Source organism: Vibrio cortegadensis (genome assembly GCF_024347395.1).
Taxonomy (GTDB): Bacteria; Pseudomonadota; Gammaproteobacteria; order Enterobacterales; family Vibrionaceae; genus Vibrio; species Vibrio cortegadensis.
In genome coordinates, this window is record NZ_AP025472.1 from 1711455 (window position 1) to 1731614 (window position 20160).

Below are 20160 nucleotides of genomic sequence, written 5' to 3' on the forward strand. Positions count from 1 at the left end.
ATTCAAACACTACAACGGATCTAATTTAACATTTAAGCAACAACAAGGCTTGTGATGGTATAAATAACTGTGAACAGAGGGCTTTTATCTTTACCTCTTCAGTAACACATAAATTCAAACTTAGTCTGCTTTATATAATGCCTAACTATTCTTTCCGAACCTTCTGTAAGCTGGCGCTATCAGATGCATATCAATAAGCCATTTAATTGATCTAGATCATGTAGATTTTAGCTCTTTTTTATCTATTTTTAGATCAATACGCATATACTTATTTCAGTGGATAAATAATACGCAATGGAATTGCCCTGTGGTAAGGCAAATAGCAGAGAGGAACCAAGCCTCCACCATGAATACTTACCTACGTAATCAGGATGTCTATTCAAAATAGTACAATAATCATAACGTTCTAACATTGTTAAAAGGAATAAAACAATGCAACGAGACTGTTTTGGAATCTGCCTAACTAAGGCGATGCTGCTAAATAATGTACAAGCTACTTTCACACACGTTCGTGCGTATGAAAAAAACGCAAGCTCACCAAGTGATTTGCATGTACTACTTGCTTTTCCTCAAATGTCTGGTCGAGATCTGCTAAACACCATGCAAGGTTCACGACAACTTGAATGGCGAGCCGATCACCATTGCCCTGCATTTGACTAAGCTTTGTTTTAACAGCACGTCGGGCTGATTCATCTATACTCAACCTTAAGGAAGAGTACGATATTGTTCGTACTCTTTTTTATTGCATCACAATAAATTCTGGCTCACAGTTCTGCTTTCAATTAGTTCTAATATATTCAACTTGATCATCACTTCGAGACAAATCAATCGTTTTATGATACAATTAGAGCTATTACTCTAATTTTAATTTCAAGGCTGTCATGAAGGTTAAATACGCATCTGCGCTATTAGGTTTGCTCTCTAGCGCCCTCTCTTTCCAACCCTATGCGGCACCAATCTCATTCCAAGATGCTTGGCAAATTTTGCAGCAAAGCAACAACTCTTTAGCTGCACAACGAGCTAACGTCGAACGCTACCAACATTTACAAAGCGCGAAGGATGACCTGAACTTACCTTCAGTAACTCTTGGTGCGAAATACATTCGCCTTGATACCGATGTGACCGTTTCTGGACAGCAACTGCTCGATAGTACAGGTGCGGTTTTACCACCACTTCCTCCCTTTGAAAATGCTATTGCAAATGCTCTACTCAGTACAACGTCGACCATTACCGAACGTGACATTTTCAGTTCATCAATTCGAGCTATCTGGCCTATCTTTACAGGTGGTCGAATTACTGCGGCTCAAAACGCAGCGGAAGGTCAATCGGATGAAGCGAAAAGTCAATTGGCGATGGAAGTTCAAGCTCGTTACGAAGACTTAAGCAAATATTACTTCTCCGTATTGCTGGCCCAAGACGTATTAGAGACACGTAAAAGTGTAGAAACGGGGTTAACGCAGCACCGAGATTTTGCAATAAAAATGGAGCAACAAGGGCAAATCGCGCATGTTGAACGACTTCAAGCAGAAGCTTCTCTTGATAAAGCGATCGTAGATAGAAAGAAAGCCCAGCGTAACCTTGATATTGCTCAGTCGGCTCTCACTCAAATTCTTAGCCAAGATGCACAAGTAGAACCAAGTGATGTTCTGTTTACCAATGACAATCTACCGCCGCTCAGCGCTTTCATTGATCAAACACTGAATACCTACCCTGGCCTCGCTATTTTAGACGCTAAACAAAAACAAGCCAGTAGCCTTATCGCCGCTGAAAAAGGCAAATATTACCCTGAAGTTTTCCTATTTGGTGATTACAGTCTGCATGAAGACGATTCACTCGCAAGCCAGATGAAACCTGATTGGCTAGTTGGCGTTGGGGTTAATATTCCGCTTATTGAAACTTCTGGGCGTTCGGAAAATATTAAAGCGGCCCATAGTGCTGTATCTCAGGTGAAGTATTTAAAGGCACAAGCCAAACAAGACTTAAGCGTGCTAGTAGAGAAAACCTATTTAGAAGCAGAACAATCCGTTGAAGAAGTCAGTGGATTGAATTCAAGTTTAAAACTTGCCGATGAAAACCTTCGCCTTCGCAGCAAAGCCTTTACGCAAGGTTTGGCTAACTCATTAGAAGTAGTTGACGCACAACTCTACTTAGCCAGCATTAAAACTCAACAATCCGTTGCACGTTTTCAATATTTAATCTCACTCAATAAACTGCTGGCTTTAAGCAGTGAAATGAACGCTTTCCCTCAATACCAGTATTCTGCATCAACGACTGACAATGCAACACAAAAGGATCCATCATGAAACGACTAAAGCCAGCACTTATCTCTATTTTTGCAATTGGTGTCGTTGGCTGGGTAGGAAGTAGTTTCTATCACGCTTATCAACCTCAACCGATTCGCTTGCAAGGCCAAATCGAGGCGCAACAATACAGTATTTCCTCGAAAGTACCGGGGCGAATTGATCAGGTTCTCGTGCGCAAAGGTGACATGGTTGAAAAAGGTCAGCTTATCTTCACTCTTCATAGCCCAGAAATTGCGGCTAAATTAGAGCAAGCTATTGCTGGACAAAAAGCGGCTGGCGCAATGGCAAAAGAAGCGGAGAAAGGCGCTCGAACACAGCAAATTCAAGCCGCTAAAGACCAATGGCAAAAAGCCAAAGCTGCGGCAAACTTGATGGAAAAAACCTACCAACGTGTGAACAACCTATATAACGATGGCGTGGTTGCTGAACAGAAACGAGATGAAGCCAAAACCCAGTGGCAAGCGGCTAAATACACCGAAAGTGCAGCGTTCCAGATGTACCAACTGACCAAAGAAGGTTTACGTGATGAGAGTAAACTGGCTGCTGAACAAAAAGCGGTAATGGCAGCGGGCGCTGTTGCAGAAGTTGAAGCGTATGCTGCGGATACAAAAATCGAGAGTTGGTTCAACGGTGAAGTGTCACAAGTGCTGCTTAACAGTGGTGAACTTGCTCCACAAGGCTTCCCTGTTGTGACCGTTATTGATACCAAAGACTCTTGGGCCGTTTTAAATGTACGTGAAGATCAACTTAAATCGTTCCAAAAAGGGACTCGCTTTCAAGCTTACCTCCCTGCTCTTGATGATACCTTAGAGTTTGAAGTTTCTCATGTTGCTGTTATGGGTGATTTTGCCACTTGGCGCTCGACAGATTCAGCACAAGGCTTCGATCTACGAACGTTCGAAGTAGAAGCCCGCCCAATTGATCAAACTCAGTCGCTTCGCATGGGCATGAGTTTAGTTGTTGAGCTGTAATCTTTGTATGCTACCTGTTTGTGGAAAGTATGTTTTGTGGAAAAAATGTTTTGTGAAAAATATGACATCAACGACGCGTGTTAGTACCCAATGGCAGATAGTTAGACATGATAAGTGGCTACTTTCTTGCCTAACATGGGTGCCATTGCTCTTAGCACTTTCTATCTGGTGGATTTTCTCGCAGGGTATCGCTCGCGACCTACCTATTGGTATTGTCGATCTGGAACACAGTCAACTTTCTCGAACTTTGTCTCGTGAATTTGATGCGACTTCAAGCCTTGCAATTCACGACAATTACGCCGATATAAACCAAGCTAAAACTGCCTTAATTTCTGGGGATATTTACGGCTATGTGATTATCCCTAGCAACTTCACTAAAGACATATACCGTGGTACACCGCCACAAGTTTCTGTTTTTTATAACAGCCAATACATCTTGATTGGTAAGTTAGTGAACTCAGCAATACTTCAAGCCCAAGGTACATTCAACGCCCAACTTGATGTGGTTAAATCGTTAACATCAGGCAATACAACCGCCAAAAGTGCATTAGGCAAAGCGGTAGCGGTTCGAACTCAGATAACGCCTCTGTTTAATAAAAATACCAACTACGCACAGTTTCTTGTGTCTGCCGTTGTCCCTGCTCTATGGCAGATTGTCATTGTGGTCGGAACGATTATGATCTTAGCCGCTAACCACCGTACTTACGGCACTCAAAAGTGGCTCAAATCATCACCGATGACAACGGTAGTCAAAACATTAGCTGCTTACATACCGGTTTTCTTGATTCAAGGCATTGGCTTTTTACTTTGGTTCTATAAAGGGTTTGAATGGCCAATGAATGGCGGTTTTAGTGTGTTAATTTTTGCTCAATTAGCCACGGTTATCGCTTGTATGATTATGGGCTCACTATTCTTCTTTTTGACCCTAGATCCAGCAAGAGCAATGAGTTTTGCTGGTGCATTCACCGCGCCTAGTTTTGCCTTCATGGGGATTACATTTCCCGTTACGGACATGAACCCTTTTGCTCAAGCATGGCGTAGTTTATTGCCAATTAGCCATTATATTGAGACACAAGTGAGTCAGTCGAGTTACGGCGTCACGCAAATTGAATCGCTCGTACATTTGATCCCTATGATTGGATATATATTCCCACTGTTATTGACCGCTTTACTGATCAATAAACACTTAAAGCAGAGTGAGAAAGTATGATGAGTTTATTGTCTCTACTCAAGCAAGAATTCAAAGCTTTAATGACCAATCCAGTTGTCGTATTAACTGTATTTGGCGGAGTGGTTTTTTACTCTTTCCTATACCCTCTTCCATATGCACAACAAACGCCAAGAGAGCAATCGATCACTGTCGTTAATTTGGATAAAAGTCAATCAAGCTACCAACTTGAAAGAATGGTTGATGCCACCCCGCAAGTCCAAATAGTGCAACGTGATCACACGATTGAATCGGCCAAAACTGCATTTCTTGACGGCTCTGTTAGCGGAATACTGGTGATTCCTGAACATTTCTATAAAGACATTCTTCTTGGTAAAAGCCCGACGCTTGCATATGCAGGTGACGCTTCGTTTTTCTTAGTTTACGGAACCGTTGTCGAGGGGTTAGCCCAAGCAGGAGGCACTTTAGCAGCAAAAGCCAAAGTCTCTCGACTTGTGATGGAAGGTGAACCACTCGCTTTAGCTTCAGAGCACTTTTCACCGATTAAGCTCAATTTGAAGCCAACGTTTAATCCAAGAATGGGTTATGTGGATTATGTTGTTCCTGCTGTTTTTGTTCTGATTTTACAGCAAACCTTAGCCATGGCGTCTGGGCTAATGGTTGGTAGCCAAAAATTTGGGACTGGGTATTGGAACCAATACTCGCCACGTGCAGTATTTAGTATCAGAGCGCTAGTGCTGGTTGGTGTCTATTTCTTACTGAGTATGTATTACTTCGGCGCAAGTTTCGATATGCATGGCATAACCCGACTCGCTGAAATTCCGACACTTTTGGCTATTTTAGTGCCATTTTTGTTGTCATCTTGCTTTATCGGAATCTGGCTTGGCTCAATCCTTCCACGCCGTGAATTAGTCACCATTATTATTTTGATTAGCTCAATGCCTCTCATTTTTTCCGCCGGGTTTATTTGGCCAATTGAAATGATTCCTGCCCCTATGGTCTGGGTTTCGTCACTATTCCCAAGTACTTCAGGTATTCAAGCATTTGTATCGGTTAACCAATTAGGTGCACAATGGAGCCAAATCGCGAGTCAGTGGACACAACTTTGGTTGCAAACATTAGGCTGGGGTGCATTAGCTTTTTGGTCATTCAAGCGAAGCCTACAATTTGATCAACGTGTTCACCCTTAATCGGCTGAGTGTATAATCAAATACCGTTAGCGAGCACATACAACTCAAGCTCGCTAACGGTTTTAGTTTTAATTTTAATTTTAATTGTGGTGATGGTTATCTTTTACCTTGAGAATCATTACTCTCAGAGCTGATATTTCTTAGCGTCAGTTTTAAGACCGCGATATTTACTGAGCAATTCAGCTTGGCTCATGTTTTCATCCCCAAAGAAAAACCCATTCGCTTGCTTTAGCACATCAAAATCATTTTCAATGTATTGCAGTACCTGATCAGCTTTTTTCAAAGTGATTGGGCTACACGATTTTCCGTGCAAATCATCCATAAGATCTAAAGAGTTTGAGCGGAAACTTTCGATACGATACAAGGCTTCTAATCCGGAAGGACTTTCCAAAGCATGTTGCCACTGATCGATAGAGTTAGTGACCCACTCGACGACTGGGCTATCGGCTCCACCAGCAATCAGCTTATCCCTTTTGAATTGATAAGCCGCAAGTGCAGCGCTTTTTTCCACTCGATACAAATCAAGGATCTGTTCAAGGGTCAAATCAAGCGGATTTCTTAATAAGTAATCAAACAGAAAGCGTGTTTCGAAACGTTCCACACCATTGAAAAGCGGCGTATCTTGCCCATTACTATTGAATTGTGTCATGGGTTTAAATTGATACATATAGCCAAAGTCGAACAACTTTATTTGATTCATCTTATCTATCAGTATGTTGCCGGGACAGAAATCCCACTCAAACAGACCTGCCAGTTCTAGTTCTGATATTGTTGAAAAGATCTGCTTAAAAATATCAGCATCAAAATGGGTAATGAGCGATCCTTCAATCCAAGGTGAGAGTAAAATTCCATCATTCAACGATGCATATTGAGTCTCGACAATGTGCGAATACTTCTCAGGATTCTTTTGCTTTAAAGCGGTTAGGTCGCGTCGCCTTTGAACTTCATTTAGAAACGATGTTTGTCCGTCAATGTTTTTGACTAAACTCTTCGGGCGCTTACATTTTAATGTCCAATCTCGCCCCTCGATTCGAAGGTGATAAACCTTGGCTGTCAGTCCAGATGAAAAAGACTCTACAACATAGCAGGAGTCGTCATCTATCTTTTTAAGTGCTTCTAATGAGACTCCAACGCCATCCAAAGTTCCTATGACAATGTTTTCTCCACTCTCAACAAAGGCCAGTTGTGCCTGCTGTCGATTTAGCTCCATGCTCATAATATCTATCCATTCTATAAATTTAAGTTGATAAATATATTGATAAGCTACGCCTACATACCGTGACAAACCGCTTAGTTATACATTTTATTCGACTTCAGTTCCTTACACTCTGAATGATAGGTATAAAAAAAGGCTCAATGAGCCTTTAATTTTGTTATTGTCGCGTTTCACTTCGACCCAACCGTATAATGAGTAAATTTCGGAATTACAAACCCATTTCGTCCGTTAGTGCTTCTATCTGCCTTAAGTCCATTTTGTGAACTTCGATCATTTGATTTATCTGGCTTAAACGCGAGTTAACTTCATCTTGCTTATCGCATGAGTCCGATTTCGCATCCCAAGATGTTCCATCCAAATAAATATCGCACTCTTTCTTCAATACTTTAAGCTTCGGCTCTAACTGGCTCTTCTCCGTTTGCAGTGCTTCCAGTTCTTGCGAAACCTTCAGTTCACGACGAAAAAGATCACGCGAGCCTTCAAACATTGTGGCTTGCATGTCCGCTTGACGATTCAGTTTCGAGTTTATCTTTTGAGACTCTTCAATCTTAGCTTTCTGTACAGCGAGTTGCGACTCTAACGCTAGATTGGCCTTCTCTAGTTCTGTCGATATCTGCTGAGCCTCAACGAGTTCTTGTTGGTGAACAACATCTTGCTCTTTTAACGCAGCCGCTATTTTTTCATCAACTTCAGAGTCGACATTCGCAGATCGTTGCTCAACTTGAGTTACAAGTTGTGATTTATCGGCTTGTAATGCTTGGTATTGATTCTCTAACGTTTGATAACTCGCTTCCCATTTACTGGTCGTAACCGCTGAGCCAACAAGGCCACCTAGAGCAATACCAATGACGGCAGCGATGGCAATATAGATATGACTGCGTTTATCACGCTCTTCTATAACAACAACTTCATCTTGTTCATCTAAATCAGTATTCTGATTCACTCGCATATACTCCGTAAGTAACGCGCTCGTTCTATCGAGCCAATTCTGAAACCACAAGCGATGCGGTATAAACTAAAAATCCAACAATAACACTCAATACCACTCCTTTCTGAAGCTTTTCATTGGTGCGATAACGAAAAAGTAAAAACGCCAAAGCAATCAGAAATACGATAGCAATTAATCGAGTCATAACCCCTCCTTAGTCTCTCTATTCTAACTCATTTTGTAAGAAGAAAACGTCAGAGAAAAGTAGTTTCAACGATTACTTGTTTAACTTTTGCGCAAACAGTTTTTTTGCTGCTGACATCACACTTTTATTCAGTTAGGATTCGCATACAGATTATCTATAAATTATAGGTAATTGTTCCGATGAAGACTGCAGGAGAGTGGTTTTTAACCAAACATTAACATTTGGTTAGATAAACCCGCCGAAGAAGTAAATCTTTCAGGCGCTTTATGCTGGAGAAATCCAGAAAAGTGAGGACTGTCGTTGGAGGAACCTCTGGAGAGAACCGTTAGATCGGTCGCCGAAGGAGCAAGCTTTATCATCTTATTCGATGATTTAGTGAAACTCTCAGGCAAAAGGACAGAGGAGTGGAAAGCTACAACCTTAATATTAACTTTGCTTTATGTATAAGTATCACTATTAAGTAGTGGCTGATGGTTCTATCTGTCAGATCACTGCCCTTTCCCTCTTCTCCTTAAATCGTGCACCACGCACTTTTGTTTTATTAAGGGGAACCATGAATAACTTACAATCTTTACTGCAGACCATCGATAACTTCGTTTGGGGTCCACCACTTCTTATTTTACTTGTTGGTACAGGTGTCTACTTTACCTTTCGTTTAGGTTTACTACAGTTTCGCCATCTCCCAACCGCGCTAAAAATGGTTTTTAGCAAAGACAAATCAGGCCAAGGTGATGTAACGAGTTTCGCTGCACTTTGTACTGCTCTTTCTGCCACTATTGGTACGGGTAACATTGTTGGTGTTGCTACCGCGATTAAAGTTGGTGGGCCGGGTGCGCTATTTTGGATGTGGCTTGCTGCTGTATTCGGAATGGCGACAAAATACGCCGAATGCTTACTCGCTGTGAAATACCGCAAAATCGATGACAAAGGCCAAATGGTCGGCGGCCCAATGTATTACCTTCAATACGGTGTTGGCTCTAAAGCGTTGGCGATTATGTTTGCTGTATTTGCGCTTGGGGTTGCTTGTTTTGGTATCGGTACTTTCCCACAAGTGAACGCGATTTTAGATGCCACTGAGATATCGTTTGGGCTTTCACGCGAAATTTCAGCTGTCACACTGACTGTATTGGTTGCCTGCGTCACTCTAGGTGGCATTAAGTCTATCGCGAATGTTGCGGGTAAAGTCGTTCCAACTATGGCGCTATTTTATATCGTTGCCTGTTTAAGCGTAATCATTACCAATTACCAACAGTTAGGAAGCGCCATTGAGTTGGTGATCACCTCTGCTTTCAGCTCTACTGCGGCAACAGGCGGTTTCTTAGGTGCAAGTATCATGCTCGCAATTCAATCAGGTATTGCACGCGGCGTATTCTCCAATGAATCTGGTTTAGGTAGCGCCCCTATGGCGGCGGCGGCAGCGAAAACAGATTCATGTGTGAAACAAGGTCTGATCTCGATGACTGGCACCTTCTTCGATACGATCATCATCTGTACCATGACAGGGTTAGCGTTAATTCTAACAGGCGCGTGGCAAACAGATTTAGCGGGTGCCGCGATGACAACTCACGCTTTTGCGGTCGGTCTAAACGCTGACACTTTAGGTCCAATGCTCGTCTCTATTGGCTTAATCTTCTTCGCGTTTACGACCATTCTCGGTTGGAACTATTACGGTGAGCGTTGCGTGGTTTTCCTCTTCGGAACTAAGGCCATACTTCCATATAAATTCATTTTTGTCGTACTTGTTGCTTCTGGTGCATTCATGAAGCTCGACATGATATGGATAATTGCTGATATTGTGAATGGACTCATGGCGATTCCTAACCTTATTGGCTTAATCACATTGCGCCAAGTTGTGATTGAAGAAACTAAGCAATTTTTTACCTCTTCGAACCAATCAGAGAGTTTGGATACAGTAAAAATATAAAACGGTTAAACCAACAAAAAGCCCGCGACAACTTCGCGGGCTTTTTACTATTTAATTGATGGTAAGGTTGCTGATTTAATCGCGTAACCAATCATGTTCCACGCTTTCACCACTCTTTCTAAAAAAACTTGAGTGCTGTTGTTTAAATTGATCTAGCTTCAGCTCATCAACAGGCCAAAATGCAAAGTCTTCTTCAAGGTGAATCGAGTCTAGAGCCAACGACAATGTTTCAAGCTTCGTATCAACATATCGGTATATAAAACTTTGCCCATTCGTTTCGCAAACCATAGCGGTATTTTCTTTATGTTCACCATTAATGAGCAAGTTTAGATTCTTATATTCGCCAACTTTGCAGTCATTTTGATAAACGATATCAAGCTCTAATTTATTATCTAATGTTGTCATAACAAAAACGGAGATCGACTTTTCAATGTAAACCCGTCGCAGTAACAGTTGCCGTGTATCTTGAGTTCTCGTTTGCTGTATACCATTGGACAATGGTTCAAAATAAGCCCAGTGCCAATCCCAGTCCATGTTTCGACTTAAATAATTTATCTGAGGCACAGTGTTTATCCCTACTAGCCCAATAATCAAAAGCAATATGACCACTCCCGCAATCAGTAACTTAAACATATAATGGGTTGATAAAAACATTACACTCTTTCTTCTATTAATAATTTAAGCCCAAGCGCGACAAGCACAACTCCGGTTGTACCTTCCATCCATTTCATGAACTTGGCATCTTTCAATAATGTTTTGGCTCTTGTTAATGCCCCAGCTAAACCGCACTGCCATATCATCGCTATCATGAAATGAATACCCGCCATAAACATCGATTGCAGTAAAGGGGAGCCTTGCGGATCAATAAACTGAGGCAAAAAAGCCAAATAAAACACCGCGGTTTTTGGGTTAAGCACATTCGATAAAAAACCTTCTCTTAATGAACGACTTACCACCAGAGTATGGTCTGTTCCATTTTGAATATTCATACCATTGGGCTGAGAAAATGTTGCGCGTAAACTGTTAATACCAAGCCAAATCAAATAAGCAGCACCGACCATTTTAATCACATTAAATAAATCCGCAGACTGGGCCAGGATGGCTGAAATACCGATAGCAGAAAAGAGCGCATGAATAAACAAACCGCTACAAATACCCAAGCTAGTGGCACACCCATCGGTTAAGCCCCCTCTGGAAGTGTTACGAATCACCAGTGCCGTATCTAAGCCTGGAGTTAATGTCAGAATTGTAATCGCAATCAAAAAAGCTTCAAAATTCAAAATATACATTGCCTATCCCTGTTTCTTTCACTCTTATTCACGCCTTGCTCTTCGAAGGCTCAGCCTCTATCCCTAGATAGTTAAGCCAACTTATCTTTCAGACAGGCAAAAAGCGAGAAAATAATTATGAAATCGATTAAATAGATAGTCAAAACCATGACTTGCTACTTGGAGTGATTGTTAACGATTGGTAAACTAACTTTTTCCCTAATTGAGTAGAACCAATGAGCGCCTTCAAAAAACTGGTCGACCATTCAAAGAAAATTTCACACTTCCAACATCTTTCCGCTATCTGTAGTTGGGACCAAGCTTCCATGATGCCTTCTGGTGGTAACGATGCTCGAAGCGAAGCGATGGCTGAATTATCTGTACACATTCACGGCTTAATGACTCAACCTCAGTTAGGCGATTGGTTCAATGATGCAGAGAATGAAGAGTTATCTACTCAAGAGAAAGCCAGCCTTCGTGAACTTAAACGTCAATGGCAGCGTACCACTATTCTTCCTGATTCTTTGGTCCAAGCACAATCACTGGCGGGTTCAAAATGCGAACATGCTTGGCGAACCCAACGTGGCAATAATGATTGGGTTGGCTTTGAAAAAAATTGGAAAGAAGTCGTCGCGCTATCAAAAGAAGAAGCCCAACTTCGATCTGATGCTACTGGTTTAACGCCTTACGATGCCATGCTTGACCTGTATGAACCAGATACAAACTCTGCCTCTCTAGATTTGATTTTTAACGATGTAAAAACTTGGCTACCATCGATGATCGATCAAGTGATCGATAAGCAAGCCAGTGAAAGTGTTATTGTTCCAAATGGCACTTACTCGACAGACAAACAAAAAGCTCTTGGCCTTCAAGTTATGAAGTTGCTTCAGTTCGATTTCAATCACGGCCGTCTCGATGAAAGTGTTCACCCATTTTGCGGTGGTGTTCAGTCTGACGTCCGTATTACCACTCGCTATGATGAGAATGAATTTGTTCAATCATTAATGGGCATTGTGCATGAAACTGGACACGCTCGTTATGAACAAGGGCTACCAACTTCTTTAGCAGGACTGCCTTCAGGTGAAGCTCGTTCAATGGGCATTCATGAATCTCAATCACTATTTTTTGAGATGCAAGTTGGTCGTAATGATGCATTCATCGGCCACCTTTCTCGTCTTGCGAGAGAACAATTTTCAGGGGCTGAATTCGAACAACAGAACTTCCAGAAAATATACACACGTGTGAAGAAAGATTTCATTCGCGTTGATGCCGATGAGCTGACCTACCCTGCGCATGTTATTTTACGATATGAAATTGAACGTGATCTAATGAATGGCAATATTTCACATACAGATGTACCGGAATTGTGGAACCAAAAAATGCAGGATTACCTTGGTTTATCTACTCAGAACAACTTCAAAAATGGTTGTATGCAAGATATCCACTGGACAGATGGAAGTTTTGGTTACTTCCCGAGCTATACTCTCGGTGCAATGTATGCGGCTCAGTTCATGGCAGCGATGAAGAAGACAGTAGATGTGGAAACCGTGATCGCTTCAGGTGATTTATCTCCAATCTTCAACTGGCTGGAAGCAAACATTTGGAGCAAAGCTAGTCTATTTTCAACCGATGAATTGGTTAGACAGGCAACGGGTGATGTTTTGAATGCAACACACTTCCAAAATCATTTGAGAAGTCGCTACCTTTAATATTATGAAACCCCAGGCTGAACATATAATCGTTCAGCCTATCGCTGGATTAAATTGCAGATTGCTGTTTAGCGATACACTATCTCTTGCTCAATATAATCTGATTCACTAAACCATAGAACAACACCAACATAATTACTGGACGATAACGTTGAATCTATTTGAGCAGCAATTCGCGCAGTCATCTTTATCCATCCATCATCATTATCTAACTCTTTAACTAAGTCTCCGACTAATTCTAGTGCTGCGTTATCTAACTTTAAACTCATGTAGTGCATTTTTAACCCACGCCTTTTCTGTCTGTTTTCTTTCGTCAATGCTAGTAGATCTCTAGCTGACTGATCTAATGTAGATCCCTTGCAATACGAATTAGGTCTTGCTGTGAGTAATCTTCAGCGCTCTTTCCCTCTTTAATCAAATTAATGATCGTATAGTGAGATAGATCGCCAAACTCTTTTGCTAAATAGAGCATAAATGCCTGTTCGTTTGGCCACTTGCCACGAACGATGTACCCTTCTTCTTCATCGAAATCCGCCGTCTCGAAAAAAGAAAAGTCGGTCATCCCAATATTATGGCAATACAGAACTAAATACATAGAAAGCCTTCGGTTTAAAAATATTCCCAGCTATTTAAATCGATTGATCTGCTGAGTGCAAGTGACAAATACATTTACTGTTTAAACCTTTAGTGTCTTTAACACGCACGAAATCCCGTTACCTAGGTCTCTATTTACAATACTTCATCTTGTCTTTACCAATACACTTATTTAATGTGGGTGCATATGTAAACATTCATAATTAATATAATCGATGGGAGTATCGTTAAATATGATAAACACACAAGAATGCTCCGATAGGTTACTAAAAGATAAATTATTACGAGCAAATAATAAGTTTTTGACTATGTTCCAACTTTCACCTGTTGGAATGGCAATTGTTGATGCCACAACGGGTGATTTTCTTGAAGTCAACGACTCAGTGTTGAACTCAGCAGGTTATACCAAAGATGAGTTTATCCAGCTCAGTTATTGGGACATCACGCCTAAGGAATATGAGAAACAAGAGCTTCAACAGATTGAAGATCTTAAACGAACCGGACGCTTTGGCCCCAACCAAAAAGAGTATATTCGTAAAGATGGCACCAGGTATCCAATCACCATCAGTGGTGTTGCATTAACGGATATTGACGGCAAAGAAATCGTTCTCGGCATTATCGAAGATATCAGTGAACGAAAAGCCCATGAGAGAAAATTAGAACATGACGCTTTATATGATCCGCTAACCAACCTCCCCAATCGCCGCCTGTTATTTAACAATCTTCACCAGTCATTGGCACATTGCAAGCGAGAGCAAAAAAAGTTAGCGCTACTTTTACTTGATATCGATAATTTTAAACCTGTGAATGATTCACTTGGGCACAAATCTGGAGATGAATTACTCATTAGTGTCTCTCAACGGCTACAAGGCTTAATTCAAAGAGAGACAGACACCGTTGCTCGCTTGGGAGGCGATGAATTTGTGATCATGCTCCCTCTCATTACCAATGATCACGATGCCACTTTATTTGCTAAAAAAGTTATGGATTGTTTTCTAGAACCAGTTTTAGTTGGGCAGGAATATATTGATATATCCGTAAGCATTGGAATTTCAATCTTCCCTGAACATGGGGATGATGAACTTACCTTAATTGAAAATGCGGATAAAGCGATGTATCAAGTCAAGAATGAACATCGGAATAATTATAAAATATTTATGCCATTGAGATAGAGATAGAGATAGAGATAGATTCAAGTGTAAAGTATTTTACTTTATCGATACCTGTTAAAAATAAAAAGCCTGACGAATCGATATTAGTCAGGCTTTTTGATTGATTTAGCTCATTAGGCAAGCATAAGCAGTAGTAAAGGCTTGTTCTTGGAACTGTTTAAGCCCTGTCTCTTTAAACTTAAATGCTAATGGATTTCGTTTTAGGTTTTCTTTGATCTCATTAGGAGAGACAACGGTCACATCCAAGCCATCTACAAGTTGAATTGCTGCTTCTAATTTAAAACCAAAGCCACCACCTGCAAATTTACCCTTAGTTTGACGTTGACGGATTACGATCTTATCAACTTGGTAATCTTCCATCAGCTTTGCAAAAGAAAACTGGAAATCTTTCATCTGTTGAGTGTCATTCGCGTCACTAATTGACACTTTAGACGCGCGGCAATCAGGTATATTGAACACACCGTCAGACAACGAAAGAAGACAGATAACCGCATCGTTACCTTTAATCTCAACACCACAAATTTTCATGTAAATACCTATTTATTATCTAGCTGCTTATTATAGTGCTTGTTGGACATCGAAGGCTAGCTTTAAGCTACGGCTAATCCACTTAATCAGCAACTATTACTCTATTCTTTCCATCACCTTTCGCTCTATAAAGAGCACAATCTGCCCGAGCTAATATGCACCTGAATGAAACGTCGCTCTCTATCGGAGTCGCAACACCTACGCTGATTGTGCAACTTATTTTGTTATCATCTAGGTTGATGAATAGCTTTTCAATTTCAGTCCGATGAAGTTCTGCTCTCTTTAAAATAACTTCATGAGGAACATCTTTCAGTAGCAGCGCAAATTCTTCACCTCCAATACGAGCAAAAATGTCTTCTTCTCGTTTGGCACTACGTATAGCTCGTGACACCATAATCAACACTTCATCCCCCGCAAGATGGCCATACTGATCATTTATTTTTTTGAAATTATCAATGTCAATCATCAACAGTGCGTGGCAGTGAGATTTCAGACTCGGCTTGAAGCTTAATTCGTCGGTGATCTCCATAAACGCCCGTCGATTCAAGGCGCCCGTTAACCAATCGATCCCCGCTAAAGTCTTTGCGTCTTCTATCTGTTTTTGTACTCGAATTTGAGCGGCTACCCATTGCGCAATGCTGGTCAGGATCTGTGCGTCACTCTCTTGATAACGGCACTGCTCGCTATGTGCAACATTGAGTGTCCCATAGCAGGCGTCGTGGCTGAGAAGTGGCGCATCCATACACGATAGCAATCCACCTTCGGCTAACCACTGGCAATCAATATACTCTGCAGAATGGTTATTCTCACAAATAGCGAGGGCCCGCCTTAGGTACACACGACCAACCAAAGTGGATTGTATTGGAATCACTCGGCCTAATGGGATGACAGTATTTCCGGTCAGTGAAAAAACTTCTAATGTTGTCTCATTTTTTGCTAATGCAATACTTGCACGATCAGCATTAAAGATTTTCCGGACCCAGTAAGAAGTGCAATTTAGTATCTCTTGTACAGATTGAGACTGAGCTAAATCATTTAGAAATTCTAATGGCAAATTAACATGTTGCCTCTCTTCATTTGCTGACTGAAAACAATGAGCACTCAAACTCATACGACTCTCCTCACCATACTTGAACAGCTTTATAATGCTGTTCATCAATAATAGTCTCCTTTTGCACACTAAACCCCCTTACTAACAAGAAAGTTAATTATTTTCATTTAATATGAGGCGTCTAACCAGCTATGAGTCATTTTTTATTTATTCGACCGATAATAATTAGCAAGAAGTAAAATATCTTATGATGTCAGATTCATACAAAATACCTCTATACTCTCCTTCTGAGTCTACAAATACCCATGGAAAAGCCACTTCGCTATCAAGTAATGCCGCCAACTCATTTATATTCAGACTATCTTGCAACTGGGTGAACTTCACTTGCATCACTTGATTAATTGTTTTTCTCCAAATTTGAGACTCCTTCGTGGTTTCAAGATCGGTTCCCATCGTCAAGGTTAAATGTAGATTGAGGGAATCTTTGCCAACAATGCCTACGCATCGGTTGTCGATCACGACAGGAATATAAGGAATAGATTGTTCATTAATGTACTGAAATGCCAAAGATAATGGTTCTGATGGATGAATTCTTGGTGGACCGTTTCGTGATAGACCTAAGATAGTATCGTGTGACTGTTCACTCATAATCAACCCTACTTCTTTCAATTGATCCACATAGGGCTTTCCAGAATTAAACTCAAAAAATGGCTTAGGCTTTGAGAATAAAAAGCCTTGTACATTATCAACCTTTAAGTTTTGCAGTACTCTAAACTCGTGATAGTTCTCGACACCTTCCGCCACAACTTCAACGCCTAAAGTATGTGACAACTCAGTTATCATTTTTACAATATTGAATTTGTTCGAATGCAGATGAATATCAGATACAAATGCTTTGTCTATTTTCAAAATATCAAACTGGCTATTGCTCAAGTAACTAAAAGAGGAATACCCCGTACCAAAATCATCAATAGCAATGCTAACACCTAAATTTCGCAGCTCTTTAAGCGCATCAGACTGATTCGCCTCATTGTCAAAATAAGCACTCTCTGTCAATTCGATAGTGACACATTCAGGTTTTTTGGCATGAGTACATATTAGCTCTGCCAAATTATTTAAAACCGAAACCGGTTCTCTTTGGGTGTTTAATGAGCAATTTAAGGTAAGGCCCACATGTTCACCAAACTGTTGGTGAATATCCTCTAGACGATCTAATGCGATCATACTAACTTGAGAATCTAGCTCATTAATTAAATCTAAATCTTCAGCGATATTAATCAGCTCTTGAACATTTGATTCCTCGTCAATACTAGGAAAACGACACAGTGCTTCAAACTTGGTTATTTCACCACTCCTCGCATCCACGATAGGCTGATAGTGAACTTCCAGACGCAGCTCTTGAATGGCTTGTAATACTCCATCCTCTAATCTTTTCTTCCTTTTAATCTCATTATGGATGGTACTGTGGTAGAAGCTAATATTGCGATCTTCTCCAGAGTGCCGTTCCAACATAGCTTGAGTTGCATGAGACAGTAATTGTGAGGCGCTCTGGCTATCTAACCCTAAGATGGAGACACCAATACGCCCATTCATCACTCCGTCATATATTTCTTTTCGACTATTTAGCCTAATTTCTTGAAAAAAATCACGTAACGCAGAACGAACACACCTTGATTCAATACTTTCATGCCTTGCCTGACAATCAATGCAAACCACAAATATTTGATCGCCTAAATATCCAATCGCTTGGCTAACATTACCTAAAGAGATGACTTCAGAAAGTTCAACATGATCATTGTAACAATCACAGGCAAATTTCGGCTTAATAGTCAGTACAATTTTACTGTTCGCTTGATGATCTTTTCCACATAATTGACGTAACTGGTTAAGAAATTTATCTTTAGTAGGAAGCTTACTCGACAGTGCGAGTCCCCCTAGCTCATTTGTCGCAATTTGAGTTGTCTGTTTAGGTAGAGCGACTGTGAGCCCTAAATAATAGATCTCTCCTGGTGTTGCTTCTATCTTCTGTATTGTTAACTCTTGAGGGAATACTTGATTATGAGCATCACGAGTGAGCAAGGTCCCACTCCAAAAACCATTGGTATGGATTTGATGCCACATGTCGTCATAGAACTGATCCGAATACTTCCCAACGTTGAATATATTAGTTTTAACTCCAATTAGCGTTCCATGCTCAAACCCCATCTGGTTTTCATAATGTTGATTGCACGCAATAATTCGAGTTTCGCTGTCGGTGATCAAAACCCCATGGTGGCTATTTTCAAATAAGCTGCGAAATACGTTCGCGATCTGATGTTTTGAGGAGACAAGCATTACCGGGCGAACCGTTCCCTCGATTTGCCTTGGCTGAGTTAATTCAAAATAAAATTCAACATAAGCCAATATCGATTGGTTAGGAACGAAACAACAGCTGAAATGTTGTCTTTCACCAGACTTGATTGCTTGAAGAAATACGAGTTCTAACTCTTTTCTCTGCTCTTGAGTTATATACTGCATGAAGTCAGTGATGGTTACGATTGGCACTTCTAGATCAAGTAACGAGGCCAATGCGTTATAATCGTAGCTAAACTCTCGAGTATCAAGGTTGAGTGACCAATCAAACATTGGGTATTTATACTCAAGCGAATTATTAATGGCATTTACCTCAGGTTTTATTTGGAGTTTCGAATTCATCCTCAAATTCACCTCATTTCATTGCAACCACACTTATAACATAGAATTTAGCGTACTCTCTTATCCCTGTCAGCATTCAAGTTAACAGTTTTTCATATAGGATATGGAGTCGTGGTTTTATTATGTATAATTACCTTTCACTAGATATAAAGAACTCTCATGCCAAAGCTAATACATACAATTTGGATTACAACATTAGCCTTATTGGCAATGTTGGCCACAAGCATGTTTAGCACTGCACTTGCGAACTCTGAAACCATCCATTTTTCAAACTCATTAGACAAATCATATTCAAGTTTCATTTCAGCATCAAACTGTCCTGAACACGATAAAATCAGTGATTCAACCTTAGATCATCACTGCTGTGGTTCAATATGTCTTATTAAAATACCAAGTTATCGAACCAATTCAGATTTATCGCTTCGTAGTCACTCTTTGGCGTTAATTCCCGACGAGTTAAGTAAGAAAGCCGTACTCATAGCGAACTCTGTTTATCGCCCTCCAATTGTGTAATTTCTAACGTCAAACAAACAACATCTCTCAACACTACAGGTTGAGATCTATTTAATTTTGTATGGAAATAATACACATGAATAAAATATTCACTCTTGTTGCCGCTCTATTTATGAGCATCTCTATCCAAGCTGCACAATTTTCTGAAGGCACGCACTACCAAGTTCTTGATGTCGAAAAAGCCACGAATCCAAAAGTAACGGAGTTTTTCTCATTTTACTGTCCGCATTGCTACAAATTCGAAGGCGTTATTGAACAGCTAAAATCTTCAATGCCTACCGAAGCCAAATTTGAAAAAGTGCATGTCGCTTTCATGGGCAGCAAAATGGCGGTTCCAATGGCGAAATCCTACGCAACAATGATTGCTCTGGGTGTCGAAGACAAGATGGTTGCGGCTATGTTTAAACAGATTCATGAACTCCGCCAAGCACCAAAAGATGAAGTTGCTCTGCGTCAGATCTTCATTGACTACGGTATTGATGCTGAAAAATATGATGCTGCTTACAATAGCTTTGCCGTAAATTCAATGCAGAAGCGTTTCGACAAACAATTTGAGGCAAGTACGCTAACAGGAGTTCCAGGGGTACTAGTTAACAACAAATATATCGTAAAGCCTGACAATATTAAGAGTTTCGAAGAGTACAACCAGTTAGTTAACTACCTTCTAACACTTTAATTTAAATGACAATAACAAGCCCTGGTGAATCACTGGGGCTTTTTTTTGGA

The 20160-nt window shown here is 40.6% G+C and carries 20 protein-coding genes and 1 riboswitch; of the genes, 10 read left to right on the plus strand and 10 right to left on the minus strand.

The annotated features are described in order from the left end of the window. The first annotated feature begins 432 nt into the window (after positions 1-432). The 5 genes from OCV39_RS08155 to OCV39_RS08175 all read left to right on the plus strand — a co-directional run bounded on the left by OCV39_RS08155 (position 433) and on the right by OCV39_RS08175 (position 5632). Positions 433-660 carry a hypothetical protein gene (locus tag OCV39_RS08155; RefSeq protein WP_113796931.1) on the plus strand — a complete coding sequence of 76 codons (228 nt, stop codon included), beginning with the start codon at positions 433-435 and terminating at the stop codon, positions 658-660. A 221-nt stretch (positions 661-881) separates the two neighbouring features. Then, positions 882-2303 (plus strand): TolC family protein, encoded by a 1422-nt coding sequence (locus tag OCV39_RS08160; RefSeq protein ID WP_261888251.1) that lies wholly within the window; start codon positions 882-884, stop codon positions 2301-2303. Then, entirely contained in the window at positions 2300-3274 is a 975-nt protein-coding gene (locus OCV39_RS08165; protein ID WP_017052712.1) for an HlyD family secretion protein, read from the plus strand. Before OCV39_RS08160 ends, OCV39_RS08165 begins: the two co-directional genes overlap by 4 nt. 61 nt (positions 3275-3335) lie before the next feature. After that, positions 3336-4484 carry an ABC transporter permease gene (locus OCV39_RS08170; protein ID WP_261889496.1) on the plus strand — a complete coding sequence of 383 codons (1149 nt, stop codon included), beginning with the start codon at positions 3336-3338 and terminating at the stop codon, positions 4482-4484. Next, positions 4484-5632 carry an ABC transporter permease gene (locus OCV39_RS08175; protein WP_113796983.1) on the plus strand — a complete coding sequence of 383 codons (1149 nt, stop codon included), beginning with the start codon at positions 4484-4486 and terminating at the stop codon, positions 5630-5632. Before OCV39_RS08170 ends, OCV39_RS08175 begins: the two co-directional genes overlap by 1 nt. A 124-nt stretch (positions 5633-5756) precedes the next feature. On the opposite strand, the gene OCV39_RS08180 is transcribed toward OCV39_RS08175, so the two are convergent. From OCV39_RS08180 to OCV39_RS08190, 3 genes are all read right to left on the minus strand, one after another. Continuing rightward, positions 5757-6848: a protein kinase family protein gene (locus OCV39_RS08180; protein WP_261888252.1), complete on the minus strand. Its 1092-nt coding sequence runs from the start codon at positions 6846-6848 to the stop codon at positions 5757-5759. 208 nt (positions 6849-7056) lie between these two features. Continuing rightward, positions 7057-7791 carry a hypothetical protein gene (locus tag OCV39_RS08185; RefSeq protein ID WP_029203387.1) on the minus strand — a complete coding sequence of 245 codons (735 nt, stop codon included), beginning with the start codon at positions 7789-7791 and terminating at the stop codon, positions 7057-7059. Positions 7792-7822: 31 nt separating this feature from the next. Further along, positions 7823-7981, minus strand: a complete 159-nt coding sequence (locus OCV39_RS08190) for a hypothetical protein (RefSeq protein ID WP_017052717.1) — start codon at positions 7979-7981, stop codon at positions 7823-7825. A 302-nt stretch (positions 7982-8283) separates the two neighbouring features. Further along, a riboswitch (glycine riboswitch) is annotated at positions 8284-8391 on the plus strand. Between the two features lie 143 nt (positions 8392-8534). Between OCV39_RS08190 and OCV39_RS08195 the strand changes: the two genes are divergently transcribed. After that, positions 8535-9905, plus strand: a complete 1371-nt coding sequence (locus OCV39_RS08195; RefSeq protein ID WP_261888253.1) for an alanine/glycine:cation symporter family protein — start codon at positions 8535-8537, stop codon at positions 9903-9905. A 75-nt stretch (positions 9906-9980) separates the two neighbouring features. Here OCV39_RS08195 and OCV39_RS08200 read toward each other — a convergent pair whose 3' ends face one another. Next, on the minus strand, positions 9981-10469 hold the full coding sequence (locus OCV39_RS08200) for a threonine transporter RhtB (protein WP_241807279.1): 489 nt from the start codon (positions 10467-10469) through the stop codon (positions 9981-9983). A gap of 89 nt (positions 10470-10558) precedes the next feature. Next, positions 10559-11194: a LysE family translocator gene (locus OCV39_RS08205; RefSeq protein ID WP_113796921.1), complete on the minus strand. Its 636-nt coding sequence runs from the start codon at positions 11192-11194 to the stop codon at positions 10559-10561. Positions 11195-11409: 215 nt separating this feature from the next. Between OCV39_RS08205 and OCV39_RS08210 the strand changes: the two genes are divergently transcribed. Continuing rightward, on the plus strand, positions 11410-12882 hold the full coding sequence (locus OCV39_RS08210; protein WP_261888254.1) for a carboxypeptidase M32: 1473 nt from the start codon (positions 11410-11412) through the stop codon (positions 12880-12882). Between the two features lie 68 nt (positions 12883-12950). Here OCV39_RS08210 and OCV39_RS08215 read toward each other — a convergent pair whose 3' ends face one another. Both OCV39_RS08215 and OCV39_RS08220 read right to left on the minus strand, forming a co-directional pair. Beyond that, positions 12951-13151: a hypothetical protein gene (locus OCV39_RS08215; RefSeq protein WP_240697106.1), complete on the minus strand. Its 201-nt coding sequence runs from the start codon at positions 13149-13151 to the stop codon at positions 12951-12953. A 74-nt stretch (positions 13152-13225) separates the two neighbouring features. Next, complete coding sequence (locus OCV39_RS08220; protein WP_017052737.1) at positions 13226-13477, minus strand: hypothetical protein; 252 nt, start codon at positions 13475-13477, stop codon at positions 13226-13228. Positions 13478-13691: 214 nt separating this feature from the next. Here OCV39_RS08220 and OCV39_RS08225 point away from each other — a divergent pair, with 214 nt between their 5' ends. Beyond that, complete coding sequence (locus OCV39_RS08225) at positions 13692-14648, plus strand: sensor domain-containing diguanylate cyclase (RefSeq protein WP_261888255.1); 957 nt, start codon at positions 13692-13694, stop codon at positions 14646-14648. A 105-nt stretch (positions 14649-14753) separates the two neighbouring features. Here the strand turns inward: OCV39_RS08225 and OCV39_RS08230 are convergent, their stop codons facing one another. From OCV39_RS08230 to OCV39_RS08240, 3 genes are all read right to left on the minus strand, one after another. Next, positions 14754-15176 carry a DUF3010 family protein gene (locus tag OCV39_RS08230; RefSeq protein WP_136993850.1) on the minus strand — a complete coding sequence of 141 codons (423 nt, stop codon included), beginning with the start codon at positions 15174-15176 and terminating at the stop codon, positions 14754-14756. 82 nt (positions 15177-15258) lie between these two features. After that, positions 15259-16332, minus strand: coding sequence for a sensor domain-containing diguanylate cyclase (locus OCV39_RS08235; protein WP_261888256.1), 1074 nt, complete (start codon positions 16330-16332; stop codon positions 15259-15261). A 120-nt stretch (positions 16333-16452) separates the two neighbouring features. Next, complete coding sequence (locus tag OCV39_RS08240) at positions 16453-18921, minus strand: EAL domain-containing protein (RefSeq protein WP_261888257.1); 2469 nt, start codon at positions 18919-18921, stop codon at positions 16453-16455. 159 nt (positions 18922-19080) lie between these two features. Between OCV39_RS08240 and OCV39_RS08245 the strand changes: the two genes are divergently transcribed. Together OCV39_RS08245 and OCV39_RS08250 are read left to right on the plus strand one after the other, a co-directional pair. After that, a complete protein-coding gene (locus tag OCV39_RS08245; protein WP_261888258.1) occupies positions 19081-19434 on the plus strand; it encodes a hypothetical protein in 354 nt (117 codons plus the stop codon). 76 nt (positions 19435-19510) lie between these two features. Beyond that, positions 19511-20110, plus strand: coding sequence for a thiol:disulfide interchange protein DsbA/DsbL (locus OCV39_RS08250; protein WP_017052743.1), 600 nt, complete (start codon positions 19511-19513; stop codon positions 20108-20110). Positions 20111-20160: the final 50 nt, after the last annotated feature.